The sequence below is a fragment of the Gordonibacter faecis genome (genome assembly GCF_030077735.1).
GTDB classification, from domain to species: domain Bacteria; phylum Actinomycetota; class Coriobacteriia; order Coriobacteriales; family Eggerthellaceae; genus Gordonibacter; species Gordonibacter faecis.
Genome location: NZ_JASJEU010000019.1, coordinates 36,845 through 53,812, shown reverse-complemented (window position 1 = coordinate 53,812; position 16,968 = coordinate 36,845). Strand labels below are relative to the sequence as shown.

Below are 16,968 nucleotides of genomic sequence, written 5' to 3'. Positions count from 1 at the left end.
CAAGGCAGCATGTTGACACGTCCGCGCCCGCGGCGCTGACTACTCCCCCACGGAGTCCGCGTATTGTACCACAGCATACCCCCACCCACCCGCACTACCGTACGGTAACAGCGTGTTCTTCCCAAGCGCCCCATTCCCGAACGGAAATAGCTTTCCTTCGTCAGTTGAGTGAGTGCGCTTGTTTTCTGAGTCGCTTATGTGCTCTTCCCTTTTTTGAACCAGGTGATGATCCATTTCCAGTGAACTACTACGTGTATGAGGAGAAGTGCGAGGAGGGCTTTTGCGGCTATTGCGTGGAGGGGGTCCCAGAAGTAGTATCCGTCGGCGTACAGGCCGAACGTGGGCAGCACTGCACCGGAAATGAAAAGGCCCGACACGATTACCACCATAAAGGCAATCAGGATGAAGGCATCGAGCACCAAATTGCCGGTGCGCCCCCAGGAGGGCGACTTGAGCGCCGCCTTTACCGCGTCGAGCACCCAGTCGGCATGCACCAGCACATGCACGAAAAACACTACGAATATACCCAGGCCAAGCCACTCATGCAGCCCAATACCGGTCACGGCCGGATTTGCCACCACCAGATAGCCTATGAGCGCCACGGCGTCTATCGCGAGGTTTCGCTTATCCATGCAAGGCCCCCTAAAGCTTCCGCACCATAAGCACGAGCCCCACCACCAGCACCACCGGCGCGAGCACCCACAGGTTCAGGCTCGCATCGGACGCCTGATAATAGCGCGTCGTGAGCGAGTCCCACGCATGGCACTCCACGCTGGCGCACGAGGCCTCGGGGCACGTCATCTCATGCACGCCATCAGGCACGGGCACGTTATCAAACCCATGACACTGCCCACTTGCACACCCCACCGCCGGACAGGGCGAGGTGGCCTCTATAGGCTGCGGCAGCCCCACGCGCGCATCCGCCGCGGACCCTGCAGCAAACACGCAGGCTCCAACCAGCACAAACGCTGCCAGTGTGAGAATAATCTTCTTGACCATGAGTGTTCCTTATCGCGAAGCGGAAGCACGAGGGAGGGGTGACGCGCTCCCGCTTCAAACGAAGTGATTAGCGCGATGCCTCAACCGGCCCGAGTGGCAGATACTTCAGCCCCACCAGCAACAGAAGAGCGCCCAGCCCAATGACACCAAACGCCACGCCAAACTCGAGCGGCGTCGGGAAGTATACCATGCCCTGATACGCGCCCGTCATGCCGCTGGTCCACTCAGTGACGGTATGGGAAGTCATGGGACCCGGCAACGCCACATTCGGCATCTGGAAGCCGCCGACCAACAGCTGCACGCGCTTGCAGAAGATGCCGACGATAGCCAGAAGGCTTGCCACCACGAGCAGCGGGTTCGTGCGCAGTTTAGGCACGAAGCACACCACGGCAGCCAGTGCGCAGCCAATAACCTCAATCCAGAAGAACGGGGCAAGGGCACCGGTGGTCAGCATGGCTACGATGTCGGCCCCCGATCCTCCCGGAAAAGCGCTGGTAAGCAGGTCGCAGCCGAAGAAGTACAGGTCAACACACACGAACGCTCCCAGCATCTTCGCCATCTTGACGATGTGCTTCTGGTCGAGCTTGAGGTAGCCCACACGCCGAAGTGCAATCACCACCACTAGTACGAGCGCCGTGCCGCACACCAGTGCGCTCGATACAAACCAGGGCGCCAACAGTGCGGTGTGCCAGAATTCATGTGCCTGCTGAAGCCCGAATATCCAGGCCGTCACGCTGTGCACGAGCACCGCGCACACGAGAGCAACCACACTTACCACGCGCAGCGCCGTATTCGACACCTTGCCCGCCTCGGCACGCAGCGTGGCCCAGAGATAGACGATGGACAAAATCAGGTACACCGCCAACACAATGATGTCCCACATAAGCGGCGAGCCTAGGTTCGAGTACGCGAACAGCTCCCACAGGCGGAGAGGCTGGCCCAGGTCAACCACCACAAACCCAATGGCCAGTACCGTGCAGCAGATGGAAGTCCACACGGCCACCTTGCTGATGCCGCCGAAACCTTCCATACCGAAAGCGCGCGGCACACTGGAGATGATGAGGCCGCCAGCCGACAAACCCACCAGGAACATAAACATGGTGATGTAGAGCCCCCACGAATCCAGGTTGCGCATGTTCGTTTGCACGAGGCCGCCCGAAAGCTGCATCACCCACAACGCCAGCCCCGCAATCGTTACTACCGCCGCCACGATAATGCCAATGTTGAGCCCCTTGCCCCCGAATGTGGCAGCAGGAGCTTTGGCAGCTTTCGCCGCCTGAGTATTCTCAGTCATGATTGTCTCCTTTGAAGCCTATACGAGGTAATAAACCGAAGGATGCGTACCCTTCTCCGGAAGCAACTGCATCACTTCCCTCTCACGAACAAGCCGCGAAACCTCCGAGTTAGGGTCGTCCAAGTCACCGAAGTGACGAGCTTCACCAACGCAGGACCTCACACATTTCGGCTCTTCGTTCTTAGCAACCAGGTTCACGCAGAAAGTGCATTTTTCAACAGTATGTTTCTGATGCGGCGCAACACTTGGATCACCTACCTGGAAATCCATTGCATATTTTGGCTCTTCCCAGTTGAACGACCGTACACCGGTATAAGGACAGGCCGCCATACACATGCGACATCCGATACATTTGTCATAATCTTGGCGCACAATGCCATTATCAGCATCTTTGAATGTTGCCCCTACCGGACACACCTTCACGCAAGCAGGATTTTCACAGTGCTGACACGAAACCGGAATATGCTGCATGCTTACTTTAGGATACTCACCACTACCCGTGTCAATAAAGTCCCCTCCTTCAGTAAGCACGCGCGTCCACCAGATATCATCCGGGATATTGTTAGACAACTTGCACGACGTTGAACATGTTTGACAGCCCATGCAGCGCTGCAAATCAATAACCATTCCGTACCTCATATACGGCCCCCTATCCAACCTTCTCGATTTGACATAAACAATCGAAGAAGCAAGTGTTCGAAACAACATTCCCCGATGCGATGGAACTCAAATCAGAATAATGGCCTTCGATAAACGACCATTCTTGCCATCCGTGATCAATCAAAGCCATACCGGGACGCGTAGTGGGAGTTACAACGGCCTTAATCACCACATAACCACGATCGTTATAAGCCTTGATCAAGTCACCTGTTTCAATACCGCGCTCCCGTGCGTCTTCAACACTAATCTTCAAATACGGTTCTGGATCGAGTTCTTGTAGCATGGTCGAAGACCACCCAAACTGCGTGTGAGCCATAAACTTTGAGCGCTCTGACATGAATACGATAGGGTATTTGTCGTGAAGTTCATTTTGATACCAGCCTTCTCGCGGAGGTTCCCAATATGGCAAACTTTCACGCTTAACATCCCAAGGCTGGTCGCTCTGGAAGGCAGGAGCGGGCGCTTCGCGGAAGAATTGAGCTCGACCTGTTGTCGTTTTATATACACCCGTTGAGCCGCATACTGGCACCTCTTCGGGGTATGAGTAGATACGCTTCTCTTTTTTCAATCGATCCCAGGTAACACCCATCTTACGTGCTAAATCGTTGTCGAGCACCGCCTCAAGAAAGTCTTCACGTGTCATTTGGAACTTATCTTCAAGCCCCATTCCGCGCCCGAGCAATGTGGCAATCTCAAAATCTCCTTTTGCTTCAAACTGGGGTTCGACAACCTTCTCCATAAGCCTCAGATAAGGATTGCCTGCTGAGGCGATGGATTCCTCTTCCCACATAAACGTTACTGGAAGCACCACGTCGGCATACTTTGCCGACTCACTCATCCAGATGTCAGCAACCACAACAAGATCCATTGCCTCGAATACTTCTAGCCATGCTTTGCGGTCGGGCAAGTTACCAATAGGATTATGCGTCCAGAAATACATGCTCTTGATGACAGGTTTCTTGGAATCAGCAGGACGGTTAAACACGAGATCATACACTTCAGATACCAGCACATTTGATTTCGGTTTTGCGTCCTTTGGTGCGGTAATTGCCGTTGCGTTCGGCCCTATAGCTTGCGGAACTGAAGAGTCGCCCACCGTAGCTCCTGTACCAGGCTTTCCTAACTGACCGGCAACCATCATCAAGGCGTACATATTCATATATCCGGTATGTCCATTAACCCAATGATCAATTCCAAGAGCTGAAAACACCATGGAAGGGCCGTCAACATACTCCGATGCAAGCCATTCGATTGTATCCACAGGAACGTCAGTCAACTCAGCGATTTGATCGAATGACCATTCGCTTAAACGATCAAGCAACAAACTATAAGCTGTCGTAACCTCAATGCCGTCGATTACGAAGGAGCCTTCAAGTACTGGATCCACAATGTCAGTTGGTGTACCGGGCTTTCCTTGCGCGTCGCATACGAGAATCGCATCTTCTTTGCTTCCGACCTGAGACTGACCTAGGTCACTCTTACGTAAATAGTGGAAATCATCCTTTTTTACAAGGAAGGGTGCCACCGTATCAGACTTCAAAAAATCTTCGTCTTGCTTCCCATCGCGAATGATCGCCTTCATCATACCCATAGCAAGCAAGCCGTCACTCCCGGGCCGGATAGGCACATACGCGTCAGCTTTAGCAGCCGTGGTGGTAAAAAGAGGATCTATGACAATAAGCTTTGCACCATTTTCTCGTGCTTTTGAAATATGATGAAACGAAATAGTGGCAGCTTCGGACGGATTAGCTCCCCATACGATCACCTTTTTTGCATTCACTAGATCACGAGATTCCGATCCCCAATAGGTGTAGGGCATCTCAAGACCGAGGCAATTCGTCCCACAGAAGAAGCCTGCTTGGTCATAAGCAAGTGGCATGTTTGAAGCACCCATATATGCCACAAGGCGGTCAACATAGCCCGTCGTAATATTCGACGACGCTCCGGTTCCTTTACTGAATAAAATGCATGTATCGCCGTATTCACTTTGAAGCGATTTCCATATTGAACAAATATACTCTATTGCCTCATCCCAGCTGATCTGCTCCCACTCGCCCGCCCCGCGCGCAGTCCCTTCGACACGGCGAAGTGGATACTTCACACGTTCAGGAGAATACATGCGTTGCAAATTTGAGTACCCTCGCTGACAAACTCCTTGTAGGTTTTGATCCTTCATCTGGAACTTCTCAATATTGAAAGCTTTGCCATCCTTCGTCCATACGTCGAGCGGGCAGGCCATTCCATGACAGTTGCTGATACATGTTGTGGGATGCACTTCATAGTCTGATGAAGCTGATGAAATATCGCCCTCGACTTGCGACGCACACCCAAGGGTTGCGCCAGAAAAAGCCACCGCGCCGGTCAACACACCAGTTGCCTTAAGAAAGCTACGGCGCGTGAGTCCAGCGTGCGAACTGTTCGTCCCAGACATTTCTCCTCCTTCAAGAACCGCCAGAACACCCCTCATGATCACGACTGAAAGCAACTACTACGACATCTGCCATCGTTGTCGCAAACCCTCTGGGTATCCCCTTAATATGCTTATGCAGAATCGGCCGATTCTTTCTGATTGACATATTATCATATTGTACTAGTTCAATGCAATTAGTGAACGGGTACGCTCAGAGATACCTGTTCAGGGATACGGGATGCTCCCCGCTTTATAGCTGAAAAAGCGAAGGCGCCCGACAAGCGAGCGCCTTCGTATGATGAATGGCTTGTGCCCAGGGGTGGCCCTCAGCGGGAGCCGCACACACCACCCTGCCCCGCCGTTATTCCCCCTTAAAGAGTTTACTCACGTCGAACCCATCAGCCAGGCCGCTGGGGGCCAGCAGAATACCCTTGCCATCCTTGGCACCCTCGTAGGCCAGGTTCATCGCGCGCAGTTGCATGGCGCTGGGGTTCTTCTCGTACACCTCGGCAGCTTCCACGTACATCTCGGAGATATCCTTTTCCACCTCGGCCAGGATGACGCGCGCGTTGCGCTCGCGGGTGGCCTGGGCTTCCTTCGACAGGGCATCCTGCAACTCGCGCGGCACCATGATGTCGCGAATCTCTACGCTGAGCACCGTAATGCCCCACTGCTCGCACTTCGCGCCCATGACCTCCTGCAACTCGCGGTCGATCTGCTTGCGACGCAGCGACAAATCCGCCAAATTCAGCTGGCCGATAGCATCGCGCATGGCCGTCTGCGCCGACCATAGCACCGCCTTCGGATAGTTCTCCACCTCAAGGCACGCCTTCTGCGCATCCCATACCATCCAAAACAAAATGGCGTCCACGTCCACCGGAACCAAGTCCGCCGTGAGCGCCGCCTCAGCCGAAAACGACGAGGTCATGATGCGGTGATCAATATGAATAGCCGTGTACTCCGCAAACGGAATGAGGAAGTAGAGCCCCGGCCCCGCCACGCGGTGAAAGCGGCCGAAGCGCAGCACCGTCACGCGTTCCCACTGCGGAGCCACGCGAATGCATGCCGCGCACAGCACGCCCGCCGCCACGGCACACAGCACCGTAGCCACCGAAAGCCACGCGAATGTAGCCGCGAACACCACGCCAAATCCCACAACAAACATCACCACGGCGAACAGGTACACGCCCGCCCGCGTGGCCTCGTTGGGCTCAAGTTCGGTGGTAGCCACCGAGCGGTTCCTATCCTGCTCGGCCGAAGTTGCCCTCGCCTTTGACGATTCGCTTCTCAAGCTGAATTTCATGCTTGCCTACCCTTCCGCCGCTTTCAGCCGCTTCTCCACCAGGCCCACGATGTCTGCGCGCGGCACGCCGAGTTCCCGACACTGCTGGATGAACACATCCGCCAGCGAGTCGGCGGCGTTGTCGGCCGCATCTGCATGTTTACGGTAGCCGTCGTGGGCAAACGTTCCGCGTCCGCGCTTCGACACGATATAGCCGTCGCGTTCGATATCCTGATACACCTTGCTTACGGTGTTGTAGTTAATGCCCAGATCAACCGCCATTTCGCGCACGGTGGGCAGCTTGTCGCCCGTGGCGTAGTACCCCGACGTAATGAGGTAGATAAGACGGTTGCGCAGCTGCAGCCAAAGAGGGATGCCGCTGTCCTCGTCAATGGTGATCTGTATGGTTTTGCTTTCGGTTGTCACACTATCCCGCAATCACATCGCTTTGTTCATTTCTTGTGCTGTGCGCTCATCATATCGCAGCAAGCGCCAGCGGGGTATAGAGCGCCGCAGCCACAATGCAGTACCGCAGAAAAAGTCCACCGACCAGCACACCCACCGACGACACCAGCGCCGCAATCCGGCGCGGCATCAGGCACCCCACCCCGTGCGCGGCAAGCGGCAAGGCGATACCAACCAGACAAACCCCACCCCAAAACGCCAGCGCAAGCGAGCCTTCGAGCAGCAGCAAGCACGAAGCATGCGCCGTCTCGGTGAAGCCCAGCTGCACCACCATAAACACGGCCAACACCAGCGCTTCGAGGCAGCCAAACAGCACGCCCGCACGCCAGAGGCCCGAAGGCAGCGCACGCGAAGGTGGAGCCACAAGCGCATCCATCCCCACCACCGCCGCCAGACCGCATGACAACGACGAAGCCACGAACAGCACCACCAGCCACGGTGTGTGCCACAAGTCGATGGATACCATGTCGGAGAGCAAAAGTCCCGTATAGGACATGACGCCCGCCGCACAGAACCAGCCCGCAGCGATGCACGTCCACAGAAGTGGCCGAGGCACTTCGCGCAGTACCAGCCCCGCCACCGCCAAGGCACCGGAGAGTACCGCAAGCAGCGCGACCAACCACGCACCCACCGACAACACCGATTGGAACGGCTGCGCCACCACCGCCCACACGCGCTGCACATTGCCCACGTCCAGCAACAAAAACACCCCGGCAAGCACCACGAGACACGGAGCCGCGTAAAAGCCACCCTGCACAGCCAGCACAAGACGCTCGGAGGCCTCGGTTTTGCGCAGCGCATCCCCCATGCAGCAACTCGCCGCAATCAGGAAGGCACCGCTTCCCGCACCCGCCAAGAAGAGGTACGCCACTATGTACCAGCTGAACAGCACCGCGCTCCCCTCGCCGTCTCATTCGCCGACAAGGGTCAGTATAGCACTGTTATCATAGTCTAATAGTTCAAATGAGCGTGCGAGTAGGGCGCACCGCGCGTTTCAAAGAGATTTGCATGGAGCGTTAAGTTGCTGTGGCCCTACGCCACAAAGAGGTCGCCTTCTTGGCGGAAGAAGCCTTCGGCTACGAGGTCGGTAGTGATGCTTTCGAATACTTCTGCGTCCACTGGTGGACGTCCGCCGGCCTGCTCGAAGGCGTCAAGGCGTTGGGCCAGTTCAGCGGCGCTTATGCCTTCGGGGGATGCCAGCACAATGCGCACCAGTTCGGCACGCTTTTGACGGCGGGAGCCCTCGAAGGTGGACTGGCGCGTGTGGTGAGCGCTGCGGCGTGAAGGATTCGCCACGATAGACTTCAGGTGCGCGCCATAATCGAGCAGCGCATAGTACCACGCCCGCGCGTCATCGGCAGGGCACGTGTCGGCCACCAAGGGCGCAATCTCCTTGTCGCTCACGCCTTCGCGACCCGGGAACAACTCGTGCAGAAACACGGTGCGCACGTTCGTTTCCAGGTAGAGCGCAGGGCGGTTGTGGGCAAACGCCACCACGCCGGCCGCCGTCGCCGGGCCAATGCCGGGAAGCGCTACCAGTTCCTCAACGGTTTCCGGCAACAGGCCACCATGCTCGGCGGCACACACGTCCGCCGTCTTCTTCAACGCAAGCGCGCGACGGTTATACCCCAGCCCCTGCCACTGAGCCAGCACGTCAGACGTGTCGGCCGAGGCAAGCGCGTCCAGCGTAGGGAACAGTGCCATGAAGCGCTCCCAGTAGCCCTTCACCCGCGCCACCTGGGTCTGCTGCAACATGATTTCGCTTACGAGCACCGCGTACGGGTTATCAAGGTTGCGCCACGGAAGGTCGCGATATAACGCGCGCCCCTGCTCACGCACGAGCGCAACAAACGCCTCTTTGCTGGGAGCCTCGGGCGGCCACGTAGGCCGCGCGTCGTTCATCAAAGGCATGAACTCGAACACGACGCGGCGCTGGCCGCCCGCGCGCACGAGCACGCACTCGCGCGCAACCCGTCCGCAGCGGCCTCGCCCTCACCCGCCATGGGCGCCTTGCCAGATGCCATAGCCGACGCCACTGCCGGATGATCCGCACCCTGGTTAAACAAATCTTCCAGCGTGATGGACGCAAAGTACCCGTTCAACAGGCGGTCGGCCCCCTGCCACACCTTGTTGTAAGCGCATTCGGGTTGCTTCTCGCAATACTCGGGCTCCAGCGAGCACAACGAGACACTTACCGGCCCCTGAATAGCTTCCAGAACCTCAAGGATGGTCACCTTCACCGGGTCGCAATCGAGCACCAGCCCGCCATGAGCGCCGCGCACCGTCTTAATGAGCCCGGCTTTCACCAGGTCATGCTGGATACTACGCGCAAAAGCATACGGAATGCCCTCGTCTTCAGCGATGTCCGAAACAGACACGTAGGCATCGCCGCTTTTGTAGGCGGCCCTGAGAATGCGGCAGGCGTAATCGCAGCGTCGCGTAATATCCATGTGTTACTCCTCGGTTCCCTTCAGCAAATCGTCGAGATGCTCCAAATCGCGGCGGAAGTCACGCACCACGGCGTCCTCCAACTCGCGGTATTCCTTCGAGTCGAGCGGCTGGTAGGCCGCCAGTTTCTCGAACAGGTTGTCAGATGTCACCGGCAGATAGCGCCGGGCCACCAGGCTGGCCTTGTAGGCGTCCTCAATGGCCTCGCGCGCCGCCATGTAAATGTCGAAGCGCGGCATGCCGGACGAATAGCGCACCAGATCGGCGCGGTTCACGCTGCGCAGCGACGGATGCTCACGCGCAATTTCCATCCAAATGTCAATGCGCTCTTCCGGCGTGGGATAGTCGATATCCACGATGGACAGCGGCTCCAACAAGTCGTAGAAGAACGGGTCAATTTCACTGTCTTCCGCAGCCGTGGCCAGCACAAACACGTCGGGGCTTTCCACCGCCGAGCGGATGAGCCCGATGGCCTCACGCGCCCCGCGCGACAGGCTGGCGAAGACGAAGCCGTAATCGTCACCCATCTCAGCCATCGGCGATGCCCACATGTCCAAATCCTCAATCATCAGCACGCCCGGCCCCTCAAAGGAGTTGCGCGCGGCGTTGAGAAGCGGCTGGCTGTCGGCTTGCGCCATGACGCACAGCACGGGCATGCCCTGGAGGTTTTCCTCCATGCGCATGCGAATGGCAGGCAAGCCCAGCTCACCGAGTGTGGCCGCCATGAAGCGATTCGCGTCCTCGCGCGCGGGCGAGCGGAACAAGATAGCATCGGCCGCCGGCATGCGATCCAGCCCGTGACGCGCGTTCAGCAGCGACACGAGGCTTTGGAACTCCGGGTCATCCTGCATGCCCACGCCAAAGTCGCGCATGAGCGCCACCGTGTCGTTGTAGCCGACAATATCCGCATAGGAAATGCGCTCCATCGAGGAAACTACCGCGTGCGCGTCAGCGTCATCTCCCGCCGCCTCCTGCACGGCGCGCGCCAGTTCAGCGGCGCGTTCGGCCAAGGTATCGATGGGATTCTTCGGTTCCTGAGAGGCATCGGTTGCAGACGCATCGGTGGAAGACTCATCCGACGCGTCGTCCTTTTCCTGTTTCTTCGTTGCCAGAGCGGCGGCAGGCTTTGCGCCCGCGCGCGGCAGCGTCACATGCTCCACCTTCATGAGGCGCGGTGCCTCAATGCCCAAGAAGTCTTGGGAGATCATGTCCGTCATGTCCTCCAGGTCTTCGCGCGTAAGGCCGAACTCTTCCAACTTATCCAGCGCCAGGCGCTGCAACTGCTCGGCGCAAGCTGCTACCTCGTCGGCCGCCAGGAAGGGCTCCAACTTCTCAAATATGTACTCGGCCAGCGAGCGTTCCTTGAGCGTACACGCCAAAGCCCACGCCTGCCGCAACCCGTCAACTGCCTCGTCATCAGGAGCATAGGTGCCATGCGCACCCTTCTCAAACGCGGCCAGGTACAAATGCATCCCCAGCACCGCGTCCCCCGCAGCGCACGCCTGAGAGGCGCGGCGCAAGTACTCAGCAGATGAGTTGTTATCGTGCTCGTCATTCTGGCTTGGTGAGCTGTTCACATCAGCGTTCTCGAACATGAACCCACCTCCTTCTTTCCGTTGCTATTCACATGCCGCGTGTGCAAATGTATATGTTCAAGTCGCATTTTACCGGAGGAACCCAACAACACACACGCAAGCAAGAAAAATACCCAAAACGTCACACCCCCGAAACCCGAAGAGAAGAGCCCGCCAGTGGGCAAAAAACGTAATAGGTAGCGCGAAGCGCGTCACACTTATCCCCCCACAGCGAGACGGTTGCCTTCGCCAATTCAACAAAGGCGAGGGAGAGTATGGGCTGGTGTCCACCAAGCGAGTTCCGCAGCGCAGCGAGGACTGTCTGAGCGACTGGGCACCAGCCCATACTCTCCCGCCCCGCAGGTCAAACGGCGAAGGTCTACCAATTGAGTATCTCCCAGGAACATTCCCGCGCCGTCCGCGCCAACGGCCTATCGGGATTCACCGCAAACGCATGCTCCGCCGCCGCCAGCACCGCGCGATCGGAGTGGTGGTCGCCATACGCGCTGTCCAACACCCAGTTCCCCGCGCCGAAGTGCTCATCGCCAAAGCGGCGCACCGCCGCCAGCTTCTCTTCGCCCTCAACTGGTCGCCCCTCCACCTCACAGGTATAGGTACCCTCCGGCGTGGAACGCATACGCGTGGATATCTGATGCTTGAAGGGATGGTGCTCCATCGCGCGCAGGATGATGGGCTCGAACGTGGCGGAAATCACCACCACCGTGTGACCAGCCGCATCGTGCGCGCGCATGGCCTCGTCGGCCGACGGACGGAACAGAAGCGCAATGCGTTCGTCGTAGAAGTCAGCCAGGAAACGGTCAACCTCGTCAACCGACTTGCCCTCAAACGCCGTGAACACCAGCGAGCGCACCCAACTCTCGTTCTGCGGCAGCCGCAGCTTATAGGCCGCCGCCCACAACAGGATGCGGAAAATCACGCGTTTTTTCAGCATGCCGCGGCGCGCGAGGTGGCGCACCAGCAGCACGGGCGAGTTGCCATCGATGGACGTGCCGTCGAAGTCAAACACGGCGAGCCGCGCCCGGGTGTCGGACGCGGCTCGCGTAAGTTCGCTTGCATGCTCGGCTTCCGTCTGGGACATGCGCCACCTCATCCTGATCGGGCGGAAGGCGGCGCACCCCCTGTGCGCTAGTCTTCCACCTCGTCTATTGTCTCCGCGAACTGAGAATTATACAACTCCGCGTAGAAACCGCCAAGTTCAAGCAGTTGTTCATGCGTGCCCTGCTCCACGATGTCGCCGTCACGAATGACCAGAATCAAATCGGCATTTTTGATGGTGGACAGGCGGTGCGCAATCACAAACGACGTGCGGCCAGCCATGAGGTTGTCCATGGCCTTCTGGATGCGCTCTTCGGTGCGCGTATCCACCGAGCTGGTGGCCTCATCCAGAATAAGCATGCGGCGGTCGGCCAAAATGGCGCGCGCGATGGTGAGCAGCTGGCGCTGACCTTGGCTGATGTTGCTCGCATCCTCGTTGATCTCGCTGTCGTAGCCGCCCGGCAGCGTCTGGATGAAGTGGTGCACGTAGGCCGCCTTCGCCGCCGCTTCCACTTCCTCATCGGTGGCATCCAGCTTGCCGTAGCGAATGTTGTCGCGAATAGTGCCGTGGAACAGCCACGTATCCTGCAGCACCATGCCGAACAGGCTGCGCAAGTCGTCGCGCGCGAAGTCGCGCACGTCATGGCCGCCCACACGAATAGCACCCGACTGCACATCGTAGAAGCGCATGAGCAACTTCACCATGGTGGTTTTGCCGGCACCCGTGGGACCCACCAGCGCAACCGTCTGACCCTCGGTCACCTTCGCCGAGAAGTCCTTGATGACGGGGCGCTCGGGGTCGTAGCCGAAGTGCACGTGGTCGAACTCCACCTTGCACTCCACCTCAGATGTCTTCACAGTCGCGTGATCAGGCTCTTCCTCGGGCTCATCCAAGAACTCGAAGATGCGCTCAGCCGCGGCGGCCATCTGCTGCAGCACGTTCGACACCTGCGTGAGCTGCGTGATGGGCTGCGTGAAGTTCTTCACGTACTGGATGAACGCCTGGATGTCGCCCACGGTGATAACGCCCTGCACGGCCAGGAAGCTGCCGGTGATGGCCACGGCCACGTAGCCCAGGTTACCCACAAAGTTCATGATGGGCTGCATGAGACCGCTGACAAACTGGCTCTTCCACGCCGAGTTGTACAAGCGCGCGTTCGTCTCGTTGAAGTTGTCCACCGTACCGTCTTCGCGGTTGAACGCCTTCACGATGGCGTGGCCCGAGAACGTCTCTTCCACCAGGCCGTTTATCTCGCCGAGCGTGTTTTGCTGTGCGACGAAGAACTTCTGCGAGCGCTTCACCACCACCATAATCAGCACGATGGAGATGGGCAGAATAACCACCGTGACCAGGGTCATCAGCGGGTTGATGGACAGCATCATGATGAGCACACCAATGATGGTGGTCACCGACGTGATGAGCTGCGTGATACCCTGGTTCAGGCTTTGCCCGAGCGTGTCCACATCGTTGGTGATGCGCGAAAGCACGTCACCGGTGGAGTTGCGCTCGAAATAGCCCATGGGCATGCGGTCGATTTTCTCGGCGATGCTCTTGCGCAGCTGGTAGCTCGTGCGCTGCGATACCGACGACATGATCCAGCCCTGCACAAACGAGCAGGCCGCCGACAGGCCATACAGCCCAAGCGTGAACAGCAGGATCTGCGCGATGGCGTCGAAGTTGATGCCGCCCGTGCCGTCAATTTTCGCCACAATGCCGTTGAACAGCTCGGTCGTGGCTGTGGAGAGCACCTTCGGACCCACAATGTTGAAGATAGTCGAGCCGATGGCGAACACAAGCACCACGGCAATAGCCACCTTGAAGCGGCCCATGAAGGCGATCATCTTTTTCAGCGTGCCCTTGAAGTCTTTGGCCTTCTCACCAGGCATCATGCCGTGGCCGGGCCCGTGTCCGTGACCTCCCATAGGGCCGCGGCGCGGCGGGCGGCGGGTTGCAGCCGTAGCGGCTGGTTGATTCTGCGCGCTCATTTCGCCTCACCCCCGTTCAGTTCCTCTTCCGAGAGCTGGGACATCGCAATCTCCCGATATTCCTCGCAGGTGTGCAGCAGTTCCTCGTGCGTGCCCTGGCCCACAATGCGGCCGTCGTCCAGCACCACAATCTTGTCGGCGTGCAGAATGGTGGAAATGCGCTGCGCCACAATGACAACCGTCTTGCCGCCGAGGCGCGTGTGCAAATCCTGGCGCAGGGCCGCGTCGGTCTTGTAGTCGAGCGCCGAGAAACTGTCGTCGAACAGGTAGGCGCGCGCGTCGGTGGCAAGCGCGCGGGCAATGGCGAGGCGCTGGCGCTGGCCACCCGACACGTTCGTGCCGCCCTGCGACACGGGAGAGGCGAAGCCTTCCTCCTTCGAGGCAATAAAGTCGGCTGCCTGGGCAATTTCGGCCGCGGTGCGTACGCGCTCGTCCGGCATGTCTTCGTTTGAGTACGCGATGTTCGACTCAATGGTGCCGCTGAACAGGAAGGCCTTCTGCGGCACGTAACCCAGTTGCGCGCGCAGCGCCTCCTGGGACAGCTCGCGAATATCCACGCCGTCAAGCGTAATGGAGCCGCAGGTCACGTCATAGAAGCGCTCAATCAGCTTGATCACCGTGGATTTGCCGGAACCTGTCGAGCCAATGAGGGCCGTAGTCTGCCCCGGCTCACACGTGAAGTCGAGGTCTTCCAGCACGCACTCCTTCGAGTCGCCGTACTTGAAGCTGACGTTGTTGAACGCGATGGTAGCGCCGCCCGTGCGCGCCTCCAGTTCGGCGTCGCGCGCCGCAGCGGGCGCGGGGTCGCAGATGGTGGGCTCGGTTTCCAGCACCTCGTTCACGCGCTGGGCCGCCACGTCGGCGCGCGGCAGCATGATGGAAATCATGCCAATCATGAGGAAGCTCATGATAATAACCATGGCGTAGGTGATGAACGCAATGAGGTCGCCCGTTTGGATGGCGCCCGTGTCGATGTAGTGGCCACCCACCCACACAATGAGCACGCTCACGCCGTTCATGATAAGCATCATCAGCGGCATCATGAACGTCATCACACGGTTGGTGAACAGCTGCGTTTTCATGAGGTGCGTGGAGGCGTCGTCAAAGCGCTGCTCTTCGTAGGGCTGGCGGTCGAACGCGCGGATGACGGGAAGACCCGTGAGAATTTCGCGCGACACAAGGTTCACCTTGTCGATGAGCTTCTGCATCATCTTGAACTTCGGCATGGCCACGCGCATAAGAATCATAATGAGCACAAAGATGATGACCACAGCCAGCACAATGATCCAGCTCATGGCCAGGTTTGTGCGCGACACCATGATGATGCCGCCGATGGCCAGAATCGGCGAGTACAGCACCATGCGCAGCAGCATGACGGTGACCATCTGAATTTGCTGAATGTCGTTTGTGCCGCGCGTGATGAGCGAGGCGGCCGAGAAGCTTTGCACCTCTGCGTCGGAGAACGACACCACGCGCCGGAATAGCTTGCCGCGCAGCGTGGCGCCCACCTTCGCCGCCGTGCGCGAAGCGAGGAAGCCCACCAGCACGGCTACCACCATACCGAGGGCCGCAAGCCCCAGCATGGTCAGGCCAATGCGCACGAGGTATGACATTTGCAGGTCAGACAGGTTGTAGCCAAGCTGCTCGTACTCGGCCTTGGCAGCGGCGATGGCTTGCTGCTGGATGATGGAGTCACCCATGTCCCCCATCTGCTCTTTCGCCTTGTCCAGCATGTCGAGAATGTCCTGCTTTTGCACCGCGCCCGCCTGGTAGGCCTGCATCACCTGGTCAAGATCGAGGTCGGGAATCTGATGGGAGTAGTGAATGGCCACAAGCGGCATGGCCACCATGCGGTCGAGTTCGTCCTGCTCCTTTTCGCCCTGGGCGTTCAGCTTGTAGGTGCCGTTATCCGTTTCGGTGTAGGCGTCGCGGAAGGTTTGCTCGTCCTGCGCGGGCAGCATCATAGCAATGAGGTCGTGCGTTTTGGCCGTCATCTCTTCGGTGGCGGCGTGTTCGACGCCCGACTGCTGAATGCCCACGTCAACGATCTTCGACGTGTAGTTCGGCAGCGCCAGATCGGTGAACGCCTGCACAATGAGCAGGCACACGATAAGGACCACCGCTATCTTGGAGTTTTTAAGGTAGCGAACTATGCGCACGGCGCCTCACCTCCTTCGGGGTTCGGGGTGGCGTCGGCGGGCGCGGCGTCGCCAGGCGCAGCACTGGCGGCGTTGTCGTGGAAGTCGACAATCTTACGCAGAATGCGAACGAGATGCCGCACATCCTCTTCGCCCACGTAGGCCATGACTTCTTTCATGTGTTCGCTGTGCAGCCGCCGCCCTTCGGCCGCGAAGCGCTCCCCTTCCGGCGTGAGCGTGACCGTGACGCCGCGGCAATCGCCCTCTGAGCGGTGGCGCTCAATGAGGCCCTTTTCTTCCAACGACTTGAACGCCTGCGAGAGCGCGCTCGGTGTCGTATGCGCGAACTCGGCGATACGGCCGGGGCGCGTCTCGCCATGACGACCCATCTCGTCCACGGCAATCATCGTGCGCGCCTCAAGGGGTGTCACGCCCTCGGGCGTGGGTGCCACACGCGAGCGCCGCATGCGCTCCATGAGCAGGTACAACTCGCGCATTAACTCCGCGAAGGAATCCTCCATGCCTCCTCCTTCGGTTGTGTTTTCTCTTCGTTACAATTTAGCTGCTAAACTATAGCACAGCGAATATTTTAGATTCTGAAATGTTTATCTCCTCACAGAACGTGCATGAGCAAGACGGCGCACGGTCAAATGGCC

The 16,968-nt window shown here is 58.6% G+C and carries 15 protein-coding genes; all 15 read right to left on the bottom strand.

Annotation, left to right across the window (positions count from 1 at the left end; genetic code table 11):
- Positions 1-194 precede the first annotated feature (194 nt).
- Positions 195-632 (bottom strand): DUF4405 domain-containing protein, encoded by a 438-nt coding sequence (locus QNJ86_RS09605; RefSeq protein WP_283832396.1) that lies wholly within the window; start codon positions 630-632, stop codon positions 195-197.
- Between the two features lie 10 nt (positions 633-642).
- The gene (locus tag QNJ86_RS09600) at positions 643-999 is read right to left on the bottom strand and encodes a hypothetical protein (RefSeq protein WP_283832395.1); all 357 of its coding nucleotides are present in this window, start codon (positions 997-999) and stop codon (positions 643-645) included.
- Positions 1,000-1,066: 67 nt separating this feature from the next.
- Entirely contained in the window at positions 1,067-2,293 is a 1,227-nt protein-coding gene (nrfD, locus tag QNJ86_RS09595) for an NrfD/PsrC family molybdoenzyme membrane anchor subunit (RefSeq protein ID WP_283832394.1), read from the bottom strand.
- A gap of 18 nt (positions 2,294-2,311) precedes the next feature.
- Positions 2,312-2,920 carry a 4Fe-4S dicluster domain-containing protein gene (locus QNJ86_RS09590; RefSeq protein ID WP_283832393.1) on the bottom strand — a complete coding sequence of 203 codons (609 nt, stop codon included), beginning with the start codon at positions 2,918-2,920 and terminating at the stop codon, positions 2,312-2,314.
- Positions 2,921-2,942: 22 nt separating this feature from the next.
- Complete coding sequence (locus QNJ86_RS09585; protein ID WP_283832392.1) at positions 2,943-5,384, bottom strand: molybdopterin-dependent oxidoreductase; 2,442 nt, start codon at positions 5,382-5,384, stop codon at positions 2,943-2,945.
- Positions 5,385-5,724: 340 nt separating this feature from the next.
- Complete coding sequence (locus QNJ86_RS09580) at positions 5,725-6,666, bottom strand: SPFH domain-containing protein (RefSeq protein WP_283832391.1); 942 nt, start codon at positions 6,664-6,666, stop codon at positions 5,725-5,727.
- A gap of 6 nt (positions 6,667-6,672) precedes the next feature.
- Positions 6,673-7,071, bottom strand: coding sequence for a GntR family transcriptional regulator (locus QNJ86_RS09575; protein WP_283832390.1), 399 nt, complete (start codon positions 7,069-7,071; stop codon positions 6,673-6,675).
- 49 nt (positions 7,072-7,120) lie between these two features.
- Positions 7,121-8,002: an NrfD/PsrC family molybdoenzyme membrane anchor subunit gene (gene nrfD / locus QNJ86_RS09570; RefSeq protein ID WP_283832389.1), complete on the bottom strand. Its 882-nt coding sequence runs from the start codon at positions 8,000-8,002 to the stop codon at positions 7,121-7,123.
- 140 nt (positions 8,003-8,142) lie between these two features.
- Positions 8,143-9,066: an HhH-GPD family protein gene (locus tag QNJ86_RS09565; protein WP_283832388.1), complete on the bottom strand. Its 924-nt coding sequence runs from the start codon at positions 9,064-9,066 to the stop codon at positions 8,143-8,145.
- Positions 9,012-9,560, bottom strand: a complete 549-nt coding sequence (locus tag QNJ86_RS09560; protein WP_283832387.1) for an RrF2 family transcriptional regulator — start codon at positions 9,558-9,560, stop codon at positions 9,012-9,014. Before QNJ86_RS09560 ends, QNJ86_RS09565 begins: the two co-directional genes overlap by 55 nt.
- Positions 9,561-9,563: 3 nt before the next feature.
- Positions 9,564-11,153, bottom strand: coding sequence for a ribonucleotide reductase subunit alpha (locus tag QNJ86_RS09555; protein WP_283832386.1), 1,590 nt, complete (start codon positions 11,151-11,153; stop codon positions 9,564-9,566).
- 358 nt (positions 11,154-11,511) lie between these two features.
- Positions 11,512-12,231, bottom strand: coding sequence for an HAD family hydrolase (locus tag QNJ86_RS09550; protein ID WP_283832385.1), 720 nt, complete (start codon positions 12,229-12,231; stop codon positions 11,512-11,514).
- A 47-nt stretch (positions 12,232-12,278) separates the two neighbouring features.
- Positions 12,279-14,174 (bottom strand): ABC transporter ATP-binding protein, encoded by a 1,896-nt coding sequence (locus QNJ86_RS09545; protein WP_283832384.1) that lies wholly within the window; start codon positions 14,172-14,174, stop codon positions 12,279-12,281.
- On the bottom strand, positions 14,171-16,333 hold the full coding sequence (locus QNJ86_RS09540) for an ABC transporter ATP-binding protein (protein ID WP_283832383.1): 2,163 nt from the start codon (positions 16,331-16,333) through the stop codon (positions 14,171-14,173). The genes QNJ86_RS09545 and QNJ86_RS09540 overlap by 4 nt, the downstream gene beginning before the upstream one ends.
- Positions 16,324-16,833: a MarR family winged helix-turn-helix transcriptional regulator gene (locus tag QNJ86_RS09535; RefSeq protein WP_283832382.1), complete on the bottom strand. Its 510-nt coding sequence runs from the start codon at positions 16,831-16,833 to the stop codon at positions 16,324-16,326. The genes QNJ86_RS09540 and QNJ86_RS09535 overlap by 10 nt, the downstream gene beginning before the upstream one ends.
- Positions 16,834-16,968: the final 135 nt, after the last annotated feature.